Consider the following 15002-nt stretch of genomic DNA (forward strand, 5'->3'; position numbering starts at 1 on the left):
GACTCGCCCCCGTTATTGACATGCTCATCCTTCACTTAACGAACGAAGTGCACCCCGGTTCCTTTCGACACACGTCCAATGATAAAGGCGTCTTCACCCTGTTCGTTGAAAAATTGAAGAATGTCTTCCGCTTCATTTTCTTCTACTGCTAACACAAATCCGATTCCCATGTTGAAAATGTTGTACATTTCTCTGCGGGGGATGTCCCCATAGTGTTCAAGGGCAGTGAAGATGGCCGGAATATCCCAGCTGCCTTCTGTGATCTCAGCTTTCAATCCCTCCGGCAGCATACGTGGGATATTCTCAATGAAGCCCCCGCCGGTGATATGGGACATCCCCTTGATGGAGAATTGTTTCAGAGCTGCTAATACCGGTTTTACGTAAATTTTCGTCGGTGTAAGCAATGTTTCCTCTAGTGTGGTCCCAATTTCCGGTAATGATTCTTCCAAAGAAAACGACTGATCTTCGAAGAATACTTTCCTCACTAAGGAGTACCCATTACTGTGTATACCACTGGACCCCAGTCCGACTAACACATTTCCTTCAGAAATTTTCTCGCCCGTGATGATCTCTTTTTTCTCACAGGCCCCTACAGCAAAGCCGGCGATATCATATTCTTCATCTGAATACATGCCCGGCATCTCGGCAGTCTCTCCACCGATCAGCGCACAGCCCGCTGCTTCACATCCGTCCGCGATTCCTTTTACAATACCTTCTATCTTCTCCGGGAGTGCTTTCCCGGTCGCTATATAGTCTAAGAAATACAGTGGTTCCGCTCCTTGAACGACAATGTCATTCACGCACATGGCCACACAATCGATCCCGATCGTATCGTGTTTGTCTGCCATGAAGGCAAGCTTCAGCTTCGTCCCGACCCCGTCTGTGCCCGAGACGAGAACGGGTTCATTCAAGTTCAAGGAAGATAAATCGAACATTCCGCCGAAACTCCCCAATTGACCAAGAACGCCTTCACGGGCCGTCCGTTTCACATGTTTCTTGATCCGGTCGACGGATTCGTATCCCGCTTCAATATCTACTCCTGCCTGACGATACGCATTTGCCATCATGATTCCCCCTATTTCACTAACTCTTTTTCATGTGGATGAAGTGTATCCGGGTAGATCTCCGTTGGATACTTCCCTGTAAAGCAAGCCATGCATTGACCGCGGTTCTCTGATGAATCGTCCCGCCCGATCGCTTTGATCACGCCGTCCGGACTCAGGAACGTCAATGAGTCCGCTCCGATGATCTGGCGCATTTCCTCCACTGAGTTGGAAGACGCAATCAGTTCTTCATGAGTGGATGTATCGATCCCGTAGAAGCAAGGATTCTTGATCGGCGGTGAACTGATGCACACGTGAACTTCCTTCGCTCCCGCTTCCTTCAGCATCGTCACAATCCGTTTCGACGTCGTTCCCCGGACGATGGAATCGTCCACCATGACGACACGTTTGCCTTCAACCACTCCCCTTACAGGAGAAAGCTTCATCTTCACACCCTGCTCGCGAAGAGATTGAGACGGCTGAATGAATGTACGCCCTACATAACGATTCTTGATCAGTCCCATTTCATATGGGATGCCTGATGCTTCCGCATAGCCGATGGCACTTGAGATGCTCGAATCAGGCACTCCAGTTACAACATCCGCTTCAATCGGAGCTTCTTTCGCGAGTTCCATCCCCATCCGTTTTCTCGCGGAATGGACGTTGATACCCTGGATATTGCTGTCCGGTCTTGAGAAGTATACGTATTCCATCGTACACATCGCATTCCCGCCTGAAAAACTAAACCGTTCTGAGGTCAATCCCTCATCATTGATGATCACAAGCTCCCCCGGCTCGATATCCCGTACAAATTCAGCCCCTACGATATCGAAGGCACATGTTTCAGACGCTACACAGTAAGCATCCCCAAGCTTACCGAGAGATAATGGGCGAAGACCGTGTGGATCAAGTGCCACCATCATCTCTGTTTCTGTCATCACTGTAAACGCATAAGCACCCTTCAACATGGTCAATGCGTTTTTGACACGGTCTTTCAGGTTGCGGTACCCGCTTCTTTTGATTAAATGAGCCAGTACTTCTGTATCCGAACTTGTTTGAAAAATACTCCCCTGTCCTTCAAGCTGGTGCTTCAAGGCGTTCGCATTGACGAGATTCCCATTGTGGGCTAGAGCAAGGCTGCCATTCTGAGAGTTAAAAAGGAGAGGCTGAACATTTTCATAGCCTCCGCCCCCGGCAGTCGCGTATCTCACATGACCGATGGCCGAATCCCCTTCAAGCTTCTCGATGGTACCCTCCTGGAACACTTCCGTTACGAGGCCTTCCCCTTTTAGGCAGCGCAACGTGTCCCCGTCGGACACGACAATCCCTGTTCCCTCTTGTCCCCTATGCTGCAGACTATGAAGTCCGTAATACGTAATTTGTGCGGCATTGGGATGTCCCCATATCCCGAATACTCCACATTCTTCGTTTAAACCTTTGATTTCAGCAGGCATGGGATCGCTCCTTTCCAAGCTGATTCCAATTCTTCAACGGACGCTTCTAAAATGGTGTCCCCATTTTCCAATGACACCTTGATTGTTCCAAGGTCGGTCACGTCACCAATGACCTTAGCATCCGGAACGAGCTTCTCAAACTCATTCTTGTTTTCCGATTTGACTGTAACGATGAACCGTGATTGTGTTTCACTGAAAAGGTCTGCCACATTGCTTTCTCCTGAAACGTGAACCTTTGCTCCCAATCCTTTTGTTCCAAAAGTCGATTCTGCAAGAGCAACGGCGAAACCACCTTCAGAGATATCATGGGCAGATGCCACAAGACCTTTCTGAATCGCTTCCAGCAGCTGCATTTGCCGGCGAAGCTCGGTTTTCAAGTCGATCGTCGGTGCCTGACCGAAAATCTTTCCTTCTGTCAGCTTTTGCAGCTCACTTCCACCGAACTCTCCACGTGTTTCACCGATTACATAAATGGTGTCCCCGGCTTCCTTAAAGCTTTGAGTCGTAATATGGTCAACATCTTCAATGAGACCTACCATCCCTACTACAGGTGTTGGATATACCGCCGTTCCCATTGATTCGTTATATAAAGAAACATTCCCGCCGATGACCGGAGTCGATAGCTCACGACACGCCTCACTCATCCCGTCAACGGACTTTTCAATCTGCCAGAAGATTTCCGGTTTCTCCGGGTTTCCAAAGTTTAAGCAGTCTGTAATCGCCAGTGGGATCGCTCCTGAGCAAACAATATTACGCGCTGCTTCCGCTACGGCAATCTTTCCTCCGACTTCTGGATCCAGGTACAGATAACGAGAATTACAATCCGTTGTCATGGCAAGGGCTTTTCTTGTACCGCGTACACGTACAACCGCTGCATCAGAACCAGGACTGACAACCGTACTCGTTCGTACTTGGTGATCATATTGATCATATACCCATTCTTTACTAGCAATCGTCGGCTGTTGCAACAATGCTTTAAGCGTTTCTTTATAATCTTCCACCTTTGGAGCGCGCGTTTCCATTGCCTGAAACTCTTTATAATATGCCGCTTCCTGAGAAGGCTTGTGATAAACTGGCGCTTCCTCAGCAAGTGCATCAACCGGAACATCTGCCACCACCTCACCTTTGTGAAGAAGGCGAAGGCGTTTATCGTCCGTTACCTTTCCGATGGAAACCGCTTCTAAGTCATATTTAGAAAAAAGGTCGACAATCTCTTGCTCACGGCCTTTTTCCACGACGATCAGCATGCGCTCCTGTGATTCTGACAGCATCATTTCATATGCCGTCATGCCTCTTTCCCGCTGTGGTACAAGGTCCAGATCCATTTCGATTCCGGATCCCGCTTTACTTGCCATTTCAGCGGATGAGCTTGTAAGACCCGCCGCTCCCATGTCCTGAATTCCCACAAGGGCATCGTTCTGAACAAGCTCGAGACACGCTTCCAGAAGTAATTTTTCCATGAATGGATCGCCCACTTGAACTGCCGGGCGCTTCTCTTCTGATCCTTCATTTAATTCCTCGGATGCGAAGGTGGCCCCGTGAATGCCGTCGCGGCCTGTTTTCGCCCCGACATACATGACGGTGTTTCCGACACCATGGGCCTGACCCTTTTTAATATCCTTATGGTCGATCAACCCGACACACATGGCATTTACAAGGGGATTTCCTTCGTAAGAGGCATCAAATTGAACTTCCCCTCCGACAGTCGGGATCCCGATACAGTTCCCATATCCTGCGATTCCGGCTACGACTTCTTTAAATAGATACTGAACACGAGGAGAATCCAACTCTCCAAAGCGTAAAGAGTTGAGGAGTGCGACAGGTCTTGCCCCCATCGAAAATACGTCTCGTATAATACCCCCGACACCCGTTGCCGCTCCTTGATAAGGCTCGATTGCCGACGGATGATTGTGACTCTCGATTTTGAACACCACTGCTTGATCATCGCCAATATCAACAATTCCAGCTCCTTCTCCAGGTCCTTGAAGAACCCGTTCGCCTGTCGTTGGGAATTTCATCAGTACAGGCTTCGAATTTTTATAGCTGCAATGCTCTGACCACATAACAGAGAAAAGACCGGTCTCTGTGTAGTTTGGCGTTCTTCCGAGGATGTTTTCCACCATTGAAAATTCTTCGTCTGTTAAACCCATTTCACGATAAAGCTGCTCTTCTTTCACTCTTGTTGAAGTTGGTTCAAGCATTAACGACATGTTTTTCCCTCCAGTGTTTCACAATCGATTGAAATAGTTTCTTCCCGTCTTCACTACCTAGTAAAGTGTCCATCGCGCGTTCCGGATGAGGCATCATCCCTAGAACATTTCCTGCTTTATTTGTAATGCCTGCAATGTTTTCCACGCTTCCGTTCGGATTTTCATCGGTATACGTGAATACAATTTGATTGTTTTCCTTAAGTGTGATCATTGTCTCTTCGTCACAGAAGTAATTTCCTTCACCGTGAGCGATCGGAATGTGGATCACATCATTCTTTTCATAGCCATTCGTAAACATCGTCTCATTATTCTCAACGGTTAACGGTACTGTTTTACAAATGAACTTCAAGCTGTCATTCCGGCGCATGGCCCCAGGCAGTAACCCCGTTTCCAGTAAAACCTGAAATCCGTTGCATACACCAAGAACCGGCTTACCTTGCTCTGCCGCTTTCACAACCTCTTTCATGACGTTCGAGAAGCGGGCAATCGCTCCTGAACGAAGGTAGTCCCCATACGAGAATCCACCCGGTAATAGGATCGCATCATAGTTTTCCAGATTATCAGCATCGTGCCAAACGTAATCCACTTCTTCACCGATCTCGTCCTTGATCGCATGGTACATATCGATGTCACAGTTAGAGCCTGGGAATACAATCACTGCAAACTTCATTGAGCGACACTCTCCTCGATTTCATATCGGTAATCCTCGATTACGGGGTTCGCAAGCAGACGATGACACATCTCTTCAACCGTTGCTTCCACATTCTCAACAGTTTCTGGAAGAGTCAACTCCATATACTTTCCGACGCGCACATCTTCAACACTTTTAAATTCCATGGAATGCAGCGCTTGTTTCACAACACTTCCTTGAGGATCTAAGACACTTTCTCTCAGTGTGATATAAACCTTTACTTTGTACATAGCTCGTTTCCTCCTAAGCGTTCTAAAATGATAGAGTATACTTCTGTTAAACTTCCAATATCTCTTCTGAAAACGTCCTTATCAAGCTTCTGGTTCGTTTCTGCGTCCCATAATCGGCACGTGTCTGGTGAGATTTCATCCCCTAATAGAATCGCTCCATCACGGTCTTTCCCAAACTCCAATTTGAAATCCACGAGAGTGACTCCCACTTCTTTGAAAATCCCTTGAAGGACCTCATTCACACCAAGTGCCATTGTTCTGATCTCTGCACGTTCTTCCCGGGTAGCGATCTCAAGGAAATCAATATGATCATCCGTGATCAGGGGATCTCCCAAATCATCGTCTTTATAATAAAATTCGATGATCGGCTTTTGAAGGGGTGTTCCTTCATCTTTTCCAATTCGTTTTGACAAGCTTCCGGCAATCACGTTCCTGACCACCACTTCAAGTGGAATGATGTTTACACGTTTAACCAGCTGCTCATCCTCTGAAATCTGTTTAATAAAGTGACTCTGAATCCCTTTTTCAGCAAGCTTTGAAAATAGCAGGCTTGAAATCTTATTATTTAAAACCCCTTTACCGTCGATATCCGCTTTCTTCTCCCCGTTAAAAGCAGTGGCAGAATTCTTATACTGAATCCAAACGACGTCTTCATCTTGCGTGGCGAAAATCTGCTTCGCTTTGCCTTCATATAAAAGCGTTCCTTTTTCCATATGAAATCCCCCTAATCCCTGAATATTGCCAATCTTCAGTCTATATTTTCATAAAAAAAGGAAGGGATTCTGCTAAAAACCCCTGCCTTATTCTTTTGTCAGAAGGACTTACTCCACTAAGCCGCATCGTTCAAAAATTGTATCCACATGTTTTAAGTGATAGTTGTAATCGAAGCAGTCATCAATGTCTGCCGGCGAAAGCTTGGATGTGATAATCTCATCTTCCTCGATAAGAGAACGGAAGGCCACTTGCTTCTCCCATGCCTCCATCGCTTTCGGCTGAACCGTATCATAGGCTTCTTCCCGGGTCATCCCTTTATCGATAAGGGCCAGAAGGACACGTTGTGAGTAGATCAAACCTAGTGTACGATCCATATTGCGCTGCATATTCTCCGGGAAGACCGTCAAGTTCTTGATGATGTTTCCAAAACGGTTCAGCATATAATTAAGGGCAATCGTCGCATCCGGCAGAATCACACGTTCTGCTGAAGAGTGAGAGATATCACGCTCATGCCATAGAGGTACATTCTCATACGCTGTCAGCATGTATCCCCTGATGACACGGGCCATTCCCGTCATGTTCTCAGAACCAATCGGGTTACGCTTATGAGGCATGGCCGAAGATCCCTTTTGACCTTTGGCAAAGAACTCTTCCACTTCACGGGTTTCACTCTTCTGCAGTCCGCGGACCTCAACAGAGAACTTTTCGATGGACGTCGCAATCAGTGCGAGCGTTCCCATGTAATGAGCGTGACGATCACGCTGTAAAGTTTGGGTAGAAACAGGTGCCGGCGTAATGCCAAGCTTTTCACACACATATGACTCCACAAATGGATCGATATTCGCATACGTTCCAACGGCACCGGAAATCTTTCCGAACTCAACTCCATCTGCCGCTGCCTTGAAACGTTCCACGTTACGCTTCATCTCTTCATACCACAGGGCAAGCTTCAGACCGAAAGTAGTCGGCTCAGCATGAACACCGTGCGTACGTCCCATCATGACCGTATGCTTGTGCTCGATTGCTTTGTTCTTTAAGATTTCAACAAAACGTTCCAAGTCTTTCAGAATGATGTCGTTCGCCTGCTTAAGTTGATACGAAAGGGCAGTGTCCACAACGTCTGTAGAAGTCAGTCCGTAATGAACCCATTTTCTTTCTTCTCCAAGTGTTTCTGAAACAGCTCTTGTAAAAGCAACCACATCGTGACGAGTTTCTTCTTCGATTTCCTTGATACGATCCACATTGAAACCTGCGTTCTCCCGGATCTTCGCAACATCCTCTTTCGGAATGTCCCCGATTTCAGCCCATGCTTCGCAAGCCAAAATTTCCACTTCAAGCCATGCTTGAAAACGATTTTCCTCTGTCCAAATTGCTCCCATTTCAGGGCGTGTATAACGTTCTATCATACCAATCGTCCTCCGATCTTTTCTTGCACCTTCCAAATTCCAGCTTCGTTTATGTTCATCAACGTCTCTTCCACATCATTTGTTAAAAGAGTGACATGACCCATCTTCCGTTTCGGCTTTGGTACGTCCTTTCCGTACAGATGAATAAACCAGTCTGGATGTTTTGGAACAGCCTTCATAATAGGCTCGATATGCTCTCCTAATAGATTAACCATCACAGCGTTCTTTAATAAGGTCGGTTGAACAAGCGGCCAGTTACAAACCGCTTTGATATGCTGGGCAAATTGAGAGAAATCACATGCTTCAATCGAGTAGTGACCGGAATTATGAGGTCTTGGAGCCAGCTCGTTGATATAAATGTCTCCATCTGCCGTCAGAAACATCTCAATCGCCAGCGTCCCGACAAGATCGAGAGTCTCACTAATTCTCTTTGCCATCCCGATTGCTTTATCTGCCACTTCTTCACTTACCCTTGCCGGCGCAATCGTTTCATGCAAGATGTTATCGACATGAATATTTTCCACTACCGGAAAATTCGTTTGCTGTCCATCGGGATTACGTGTCACGATCACGGATAACTCTGTTTCAAAAGGAATCCATTTCTCCAGCACACACGGACCATTTTCCAATAAAGCAGCGGCTTCCTCTATTTCCTCCGCTTTCCGGATCACATACTGTCCTTTCCCGTCATAACCGCCCCTCGTCGTTTTCAAAACCACTGGATAGCCAAGCTTTTCTATATTATCATAGATGTCCTTCTGTTGTTTAATCACAGCATATGGAGCCACTTCCACCCCTGCAATTGTCAGGGCTTCCTTCTCCATGATGCGATCCTGTGTAATACGGATCAATTCCGCCCCTTGAGGTAAATAGGCGCGCTCTGACAACCATTTCAGCGCTTCATAATCGATATTTTCAAATTCATACGTAATCACATCGCACACTTCGGCCAGTCTATATAGAGCGTCATACTGGTCAAAGCCTGCCGTGATCACAAGATCTGCCACCTGTGCACATGGTGAGTGCGGCGAAGGGTCTAATACAGCCACCCGGAAGCCCCTTGCCTTCGCATCAAGCGCCATCATCCGGCCAAGCTGTCCGCCACCGATGATCCCGATCGTCTGTCCTGGTAAAATCGTCTTCTTAATCAAGGTCATCACTACTTTCCATCACTTTTTCCCGTAGTGCACTTCTTCTATTTTCCAACGTTTCCGCCAACTCTGCATTTTCAATTGAAAGGATCTGTGCAGCAAGGAGTCCGGCATTTGTGGCCCCAGACTTCCCAATCGCCACCGTCGCAACAGGGACGCCCCCCGGCATCTGAACGATCGACAACAGTGAATCCATTCCATTCAGTGCCTTAGACTGAACCGGTACACCGATCACAGGCAATGTGGTCTTCGCAGCCACCATGCCCGGCAAATGAGCAGCCCCGCCTGCACCTGCAATAATGACTTTCACTCCTCGGTCTCTTGCACCTTCCGCAAATTCAAACATATAATCAGGCGTCCTGTGAGCCGATACAACACGTTTCTCAAATGGAATCTCAAACTCCTCCAATACCTCACACGCATGCTTCATTGTTTCCCAGTCCGATGTGCTTCCCATGATCACTGAAATCATAATGGTGACAGGCACCTCCCGTAGTTTACCTTAGTCCCTTTTCACAGAAAAATACCCAGATCAATTGTTCTCTACACTCGGAGAGAAAGCAATTGATCTGGGTATTTTAAAGAGAATGGTCCCGTTTTATCCGATAGGGCCCACAAACGCACTCGTATCCAGACAGCTACTTTCCCTCATAGTCCGACCATTTACGGTAGTCAGGTAGAGACTCATGGGCCATATTCCCATTATTATATGAGGGCATTCGGTTTATTTGTCTCCATCATAACGTGATATTGAGACTCTGTCAACGAATAATCGAACAATAATAAAAGTCTGAAAATTATTGTTCGGATTTGAAGCGTTTACTACTCTATCTTCTTTCCTTCAAATACAATTGTCTGCCTAATAGGGACATACTCCGTTTCATTTCCTTCTTTCTGTTCCTCAAAAACAGGCTTTTCCATCCGTTTTACGGGCATATAGCCCATTTCCTTCATACGATCCAGGCAGTCTGCAATCGTCTCGTTTTCCTGCACTTCAAATAATAATTTCTTTTTACTCATTCTTTTAATTTTCCTTTACGTATATTTCGCACCGTCTTCACCCAGAACCCTCCGTGAATCGCTTTCGGTTCATAAGCAATGATGAATGCTTTCGGATCCAGCTCCTTAATTGTATCATACAGCTTCATCTCATACTTTCTCGGAGTGAGGATCTGCAGGGCCATCCGATTCCCCTCAAGACCATTCGCCTCCCAGTTCGTCACCCCGTATCCACGGGCACGAAGCTCATTCGGAAGTGCCTTATCATACTCCTTCGTAATCACATTCACCGTGATATACCCAAGAGCAAGCTTCTCCTCGATCTTCATGCCGACGATCACACCAAGACCATACCCGACCGCATAGGCAATCAGATTCTGAATCTCATTCAAATTGTCCAGTACAAGCCCGAGGCCCACAACATAAATAACCACCTCAAACGTACTCACAAACGCAGCAATATATCGGTAACCCTTTAACGTCAATATCATCCTGATCGTAAAGAAAGATACGTATACAACATTGATAATTAAGATGATTGCTACCATCACAAAACTATTGTCTAACACCAAGATGCTCCTCTCTCCACTACTACCTGTAGTATGCTCAAATTAAGTTTCTATTTTACTAGAAAAAATTCATAATATGAACCACTTCATGAAAAAATTTATGTGATTACTCTATGACAATTTCTAGAAAATCCGAAGTCTTATTACGTGTGTTTCCTGTTTTGGGCGGATTGAAACATGTGGTGGGTTGGTTGGGGTGGATTTGAGGTTGGGCTGGGGATGGGGAGGGGGCGTGGATTTAGGGTTGCGTTTGTGAAACATTGAACAATATATATGACTTGGATACTATGGTGTCTAAATTGGTAGATTCCTCTTCAAGTATTGATAGAGAACGTTATTCTTTCATTAATTTGTTGCTATCTTGTTAATATTCTTTGATTGAATTATGAGATTCATATAAAAGTCTGCTATTTTCATTGAATGAAAGAAGCAAGCTAAAATAATTGCGTCGTTTTGGAGGGTGATTGCGTCATTTTTTTATTTATTGCGTCGTTTCAAATATTAATTGCGTCATTTTTTCTTTTATTGCGTTTTTTACCAATTTATACCTTAAATATATTGTCTTCACATCCACTTGTACAATCAAAATCAAAAAAGGGTAACTCCTAAGAGCAGCTACTCTTTTCTTTTTGCCTGGTGAGGTCCTACTCTCACAGGGGGAGCCCCCAACTACCATCGGCACTGAAGGCTGCGGCTAGTGATGAGCGGCGAATCTCTTCGTCCGCTTCACTCGTTCAGATCCTCGTGTGGGAACCACACTCCGGTCTTCTCTCCCTCGCGTCCTCGACCTTCTTGCTCCTCCCTACCCTCACACTGCGGTTGAGGAGAGATCGGATAAATCCTAATGTCCTTCGAACAAAAATCAAAACCAAAAAAGAGTAACTCCTAAGAGCTACTCTTTTTCCTAATTGCCTGGCGACGTCCTACTTTCACAGTGGGAGCCCCCACCTACCATCGGCACTGAAGGCTGCGGCTAGTGATGAGCGGCGAATCTCTTCGTCCGCTTCACTCGTTCAGATCCTCGTGTGGGCACCCACACTCCGGTCTTCTCTCCCTCGCGTCCTCGACCTTCTTGCTCCTCCCTACCCTCGCACTGCGGTCGAGGAGAGACCGAATGTTCTTCGAACAAAAAATCAAAACCAAAAAAAGAGTAACTCTCAATGAGCTACTCTTTTTCCTATTTGCCTGGCGACGTCCTACTCTCACAGGGGGAGATCCCCCAACTACCATCGGCGCTGAAGAGCTTAACTTCCGTGTTCGGCATGGGAACGGGTGTGACCTCTTCGCCATTGTCACCAGACGACTATTCAATTGAAGGAATTGTTCCTTCAAAACTAGATAAAGAATTGATGTCAAGAAAGCCGAATATCGACCAATGTTGTATCTACTATTACAAGTAGACAGTAATCCAGCTCCGGCGGCTAGAGACTCGAGGTCATTTCAGTTCAATCAGCTGAGGGTAAAAAGCACCCTCTTCTGATTGCCCAGAAATGCTTGTCGTCTCTGTTCAAGCCGCCTCCGCTTTATAATGTGGTTAAGTCCTCGATCGATTAGTATCAGTCAACTCCACATGTCGCCATGCTTCCATCTCTGACCTATCTACCTAGTCATCTTCTAGGGATCTTACTCACTTACGTGATGGGAAATCTCATCTCGAGGGGGGCTTCATGCTTAGATGCTTTCAGCACTTATCCCTTCCGCACATAGCTACCCAGCGATGCCTTTGGCAAGACAACTGGTACACCAGCGGTGCGTCCATCCCGGTCCTCTCGTACTAAGGACAGCTCCTCTCAAATTTCCTGCGCCCACGACGGATAGGGACCGAACTGTCTCACGACGTTCTGAACCCAGCTCGCGTACCGCTTTAATGGGCGAACAGCCCAACCCTTGGGACCGACTACAGCCCCAGGATGCGATGAGCCGACATCGAGGTGCCAAACCTCCCCGTCGATGTGGACTCTTGGGGGAGATAAGCCTGTTATCCCCGGGGTAGCTTTTATCCGTTGAGCGATGGCCCTTCCATGCGGAACCACCGGATCACTAAGCCCGACTTTCGTCCCTGCTCGACTTGTAGGTCTCGCAGTCAAGCTCCCTTGTGCCTTTACACTCTGCGAATGATTTCCAACCATTCTGAGGGAACCTTTGGGCGCCTCCGTTACTCTTTAGGAGGCGACCGCCCCAGTCAAACTGCCCACCTGACACTGTCTCCCACCCCGATAAGGGGCGCGGGTTAGAATTTCAATACAGCCAGGGTAGTATCCCACCGATGCCTCCACCGAAGCTTGTGCTCCGGTTTCCAAGGCTCCTACCTATCCTGTACAAGCTGTACCAAAATTCAATATCAGGCTACAGTAAAGCTCCACGGGGTCTTTCCGTCCTGTCGCGGGTAACCTGCATCTTCACAGGTACTATAATTTCACCGAGTCTCTCGTTGAGACAGTGCCCAGATCGTTACGCCTTTCGTGCGGGTCGGAACTTACCCGACAAGGAATTTCGCTACCTTAGGACCGTTATAGTTACGGCCGCCGTTTACTGGGGCTTCGATTCGCACCTTCGCTTGCGCTAAGCACTCCTCTTAACCTTCCAGCACCGGGCAGGCGTCAGCCCCTATACTTCGCCTTACGGCTTCGCAGAGACCTGTGTTTTTGCTAAACAGTCGCCTGGGCCTATTCACTGCGGCTCTCTCGGGCTTGCACCCTACCAGAGCACCCCTTCTCCCGAAGTTACGGGGTCATTTTGCCGAGTTCCTTAACGAGAGTTCTCTCGCTCACCTTAGGATTCTCTCCTCGCCTACCTGTGTCGGTTTGCGGTACGGGCACCTTTTTCCTCGCTAGAGGCTTTTCTTGGCAGTGTGGAATCAGGAACTTCGCTACTATAATTCGCTCGCTATCACAGCTCAGCCTTCTAAGATGACGGGATTTGCCTCATCATCAGCCTAACTGCTTAGACGCACATATCCAGCAGTGCGCTTACCCTATCCTCCTGCGTCCCCCCATTGCTCAAACGGAAAAGAGGTGGTACAGGAATATCAACCTGTTGTCCATCGTCTACGCCTATCGGCCTCGACTTAGGTCCCGACTAACCCTGAGCGGACGAGCCTTCCTCAGGAAACCTTAGGCATTCGGTGGATGGGATTCTCACCCATCTTTCGCTACTCATACCGGCATTCTCACTTCTAAGCACTCCACCAGTCCTTACGGTCTAGCTTCGCAGTCCTTAGAACGCTCTCCTACCACTGACACCTAGAGGTGTCAATCCACAGCTTCGGTGATACGTTTAGCCCCGGTACATTTTCGGCGCAGAGTCACTCGACCAGTGAGCTATTACGCACTCTTTAAATGGTGGCTGCTTCTAAGCCAACATCCTGGTTGTCTAAGCAACTCCACATCCTTTTCCACTTAACGTATACTTTGGGACCTTAGCTGGTGGTCTGGGCTGTTTCCCTTTCGACTACGGATCTTATCACTCGCAGTCTGACTCCCATGGATAAGTCTTTGGCATTCGGAGTTTGTCTGAATTCGGTAACCCGATGAGGGCCCCTAGTCCAAACAGTGCTCTACCTCCAAGACTCTTACACATGAGGCTAGCCCTAAAGCTATTTCGGAGAGAACCAGCTATCTCCAAGTTCGATTGGAATTTCTCCGCTACCCACACCTCATCCCCGCACTTTTCAACGTGCGTGGGTTCGGACCTCCATTCAGTGTTACCTGAACTTCATCCTGGACATGGGTAGATCACCTGGTTTCGGGTCTACGACCACATACTAAATTCGCCCTATTCAGACTCGCTTTCGCTGCGGCTCCGTCTTATCAACTTAACCTTGCATGGGATCGTAACTCGCCGGTTCATTCTACAAAAGGCACGCCATCACCCGTTAACGGGCTCTGACTACTTGTAGGCACACGGTTTCAGGTTCTATTTCACTCCCCTTCCGGGGTGCTTTTCACCTTTCCCTCACGGTACTGGTTCACTATCGGTCACTAGGGAGTATTTAGCCTTGGGAGATGGTCCTCCCAGCTTCCGACGGGATTTCACGTGTCCCGCCGTACTCAGGATCCACTCAAGAGGGAATGAAGTTTCAACTACAGGGTTGTTACCTTCTTTGACGAGCCTTTCCAGACTTCTTCGTCTACTTCATTCCTTTGTAACTCCGTATAGAGTGTCCTACAACCCCAAGAGGCAAGCCTCTTGGTTTGGGCTATATCCCGTTTCGCTCGCCGCTACTCAGGGAATCGCAATTGCTTTCTCTTCCTCCAGGTACTTAGATGTTTCAGTTCCCTGGGTCTGCCTTCCATACTCTATGTATTCAAGTAAGGATATTGTTCCATTACGAACAATGGGTTCCCCCATTCGGAAATCTCTGGATCAAAGCTCACTTACAGCTCCCCAAAGCATATCGGTGTTAGTCCCGTCCTTCGTCGGCTCCTAGTGCCAAGGCATCCACCGTGCGCCCTTCATAACTTAACCGAATTGGTTGTTACATCAGGTTTAAAACCTAAAATGGCGATACTCGGTAATTTCTTGACTATCAATTT

11 protein-coding genes, 2 rRNA genes and 1 riboswitch are annotated in these 15002 nt (G+C 47.4%); all 13 genes read right to left on the minus strand.

The window, feature by feature from the left end; genetic code table 11:
• Positions 1-35: 35 nt before the first annotated feature.
• The 13 genes from purM to ACSQ2E_RS21170 all read right to left on the minus strand — a co-directional run bounded on the left by purM (position 36) and on the right by ACSQ2E_RS21170 (position 14934).
• Positions 36-1064 (minus strand): phosphoribosylformylglycinamidine cyclo-ligase, encoded by a 1029-nt coding sequence (gene purM, locus ACSQ2E_RS21110; RefSeq protein ID WP_435994681.1) that lies wholly within the window; start codon positions 1062-1064, stop codon positions 36-38.
• An 11-nt stretch (positions 1065-1075) separates the two neighbouring features.
• Positions 1076-2497 carry an amidophosphoribosyltransferase gene (purF, locus tag ACSQ2E_RS21115; RefSeq protein ID WP_435993890.1) on the minus strand — a complete coding sequence of 474 codons (1422 nt, stop codon included), beginning with the start codon at positions 2495-2497 and terminating at the stop codon, positions 1076-1078.
• A complete protein-coding gene (gene purL / locus ACSQ2E_RS21120; protein WP_435993892.1) occupies positions 2473-4707 on the minus strand; it encodes a phosphoribosylformylglycinamidine synthase subunit PurL in 2235 nt (744 codons plus the stop codon). The genes purF and purL overlap by 25 nt, the downstream gene beginning before the upstream one ends.
• Complete coding sequence (gene purQ / locus ACSQ2E_RS21125; protein WP_435993894.1) at positions 4691-5377, minus strand: phosphoribosylformylglycinamidine synthase subunit PurQ; 687 nt, start codon at positions 5375-5377, stop codon at positions 4691-4693. The genes purL and purQ overlap by 17 nt, the downstream gene beginning before the upstream one ends.
• Positions 5374-5628 carry a phosphoribosylformylglycinamidine synthase subunit PurS gene (gene purS / locus ACSQ2E_RS21130; RefSeq protein ID WP_098438396.1) on the minus strand — a complete coding sequence of 85 codons (255 nt, stop codon included), beginning with the start codon at positions 5626-5628 and terminating at the stop codon, positions 5374-5376. The genes purQ and purS overlap by 4 nt, the downstream gene beginning before the upstream one ends.
• Positions 5616-6341, minus strand: a complete 726-nt coding sequence (purC, locus tag ACSQ2E_RS21135; RefSeq protein WP_435993897.1) for a phosphoribosylaminoimidazolesuccinocarboxamide synthase — start codon at positions 6339-6341, stop codon at positions 5616-5618. The genes purS and purC overlap by 13 nt, the downstream gene beginning before the upstream one ends.
• Positions 6342-6449: 108 nt before the next feature.
• Positions 6450-7748 (minus strand): adenylosuccinate lyase, encoded by a 1299-nt coding sequence (purB, locus tag ACSQ2E_RS21140; protein WP_435993899.1) that lies wholly within the window; start codon positions 7746-7748, stop codon positions 6450-6452.
• Positions 7745-8905, minus strand: a complete 1161-nt coding sequence (gene purK, locus ACSQ2E_RS21145; RefSeq protein WP_435993901.1) for a 5-(carboxyamino)imidazole ribonucleotide synthase — start codon at positions 8903-8905, stop codon at positions 7745-7747. The genes purB and purK overlap by 4 nt, the downstream gene beginning before the upstream one ends.
• The gene (purE, locus tag ACSQ2E_RS21150) at positions 8892-9371 is read right to left on the minus strand and encodes a 5-(carboxyamino)imidazole ribonucleotide mutase (RefSeq protein WP_435993903.1); all 480 of its coding nucleotides are present in this window, start codon (positions 9369-9371) and stop codon (positions 8892-8894) included. The genes purK and purE overlap by 14 nt, the downstream gene beginning before the upstream one ends.
• A 159-nt stretch (positions 9372-9530) precedes the next feature.
• Positions 9531-9632, minus strand: a riboswitch (purine riboswitch).
• An 89-nt stretch (positions 9633-9721) separates the two neighbouring features.
• Positions 9722-9919 carry an NETI motif-containing protein gene (locus tag ACSQ2E_RS21155; protein ID WP_435993905.1) on the minus strand — a complete coding sequence of 66 codons (198 nt, stop codon included), beginning with the start codon at positions 9917-9919 and terminating at the stop codon, positions 9722-9724.
• On the minus strand, positions 9916-10467 hold the full coding sequence (locus ACSQ2E_RS21160; RefSeq protein WP_060671612.1) for a DUF2179 domain-containing protein: 552 nt from the start codon (positions 10465-10467) through the stop codon (positions 9916-9918). The genes ACSQ2E_RS21155 and ACSQ2E_RS21160 overlap by 4 nt, the downstream gene beginning before the upstream one ends.
• A gap of 1183 nt (positions 10468-11650) precedes the next feature.
• A 5S ribosomal RNA gene (gene rrf, locus ACSQ2E_RS21165) occupies positions 11651-11767 on the minus strand.
• 230 nt (positions 11768-11997) lie between these two features.
• Positions 11998-14934 (minus strand): 23S ribosomal RNA (locus ACSQ2E_RS21170).
• Positions 14935-15002 lie beyond the last annotated feature (68 nt).

The organism is Rossellomorea sp. LjRoot5 (assembly GCF_964253455.1).
Classification (GTDB): Bacteria; Bacillota; Bacilli; order Bacillales; family Bacillaceae_B; genus Rossellomorea.

What these genes read in the sequence shown, in the direction of transcription:
- purM (WP_435994681.1), bottom strand. Translation starts at nt 1,064, where the DNA reads ATGGCAAATGCGTATCGTCAGGCAGGAGTAGATATTGAAGCGGGATAC.
- purF (WP_435993890.1), bottom strand. Translation starts at nt 2,497, where the DNA reads ATGCCTGCTGAAATCAAAGGTTTAAACGAAGAATGTGGAGTATTCGGG.
- purL (WP_435993892.1), bottom strand. Translation starts at nt 4,707, where the DNA reads ATGTCGTTAATGCTTGAACCAACTTCAACAAGAGTGAAAGAAGAGCAG.
- purQ (WP_435993894.1), bottom strand. Translation starts at nt 5,377, where the DNA reads ATGAAGTTTGCAGTGATTGTATTCCCAGGCTCTAACTGTGACATCGAT.
- purS (WP_098438396.1), bottom strand. Translation starts at nt 5,628, where the DNA reads ATGTACAAAGTAAAGGTTTATATCACACTGAGAGAAAGTGTCTTAGAT.
- purC (WP_435993897.1), bottom strand. Translation starts at nt 6,341, where the DNA reads ATGGAAAAAGGAACGCTTTTATATGAAGGCAAAGCGAAGCAGATTTTC.
- purB (WP_435993899.1), bottom strand. Translation starts at nt 7,748, where the DNA reads ATGATAGAACGTTATACACGCCCTGAAATGGGAGCAATTTGGACAGAG.
- purK (WP_435993901.1), bottom strand. Translation starts at nt 8,905, where the DNA reads ATGACCTTGATTAAGAAGACGATTTTACCAGGACAGACGATCGGGATC.
- purE (WP_435993903.1), bottom strand. Translation starts at nt 9,371, where the DNA reads ATGATTTCAGTGATCATGGGAAGCACATCGGACTGGGAAACAATGAAG.
- ACSQ2E_RS21155 (WP_435993905.1), bottom strand. Translation starts at nt 9,919, where the DNA reads ATGAGTAAAAAGAAATTATTATTTGAAGTGCAGGAAAACGAGACGATT.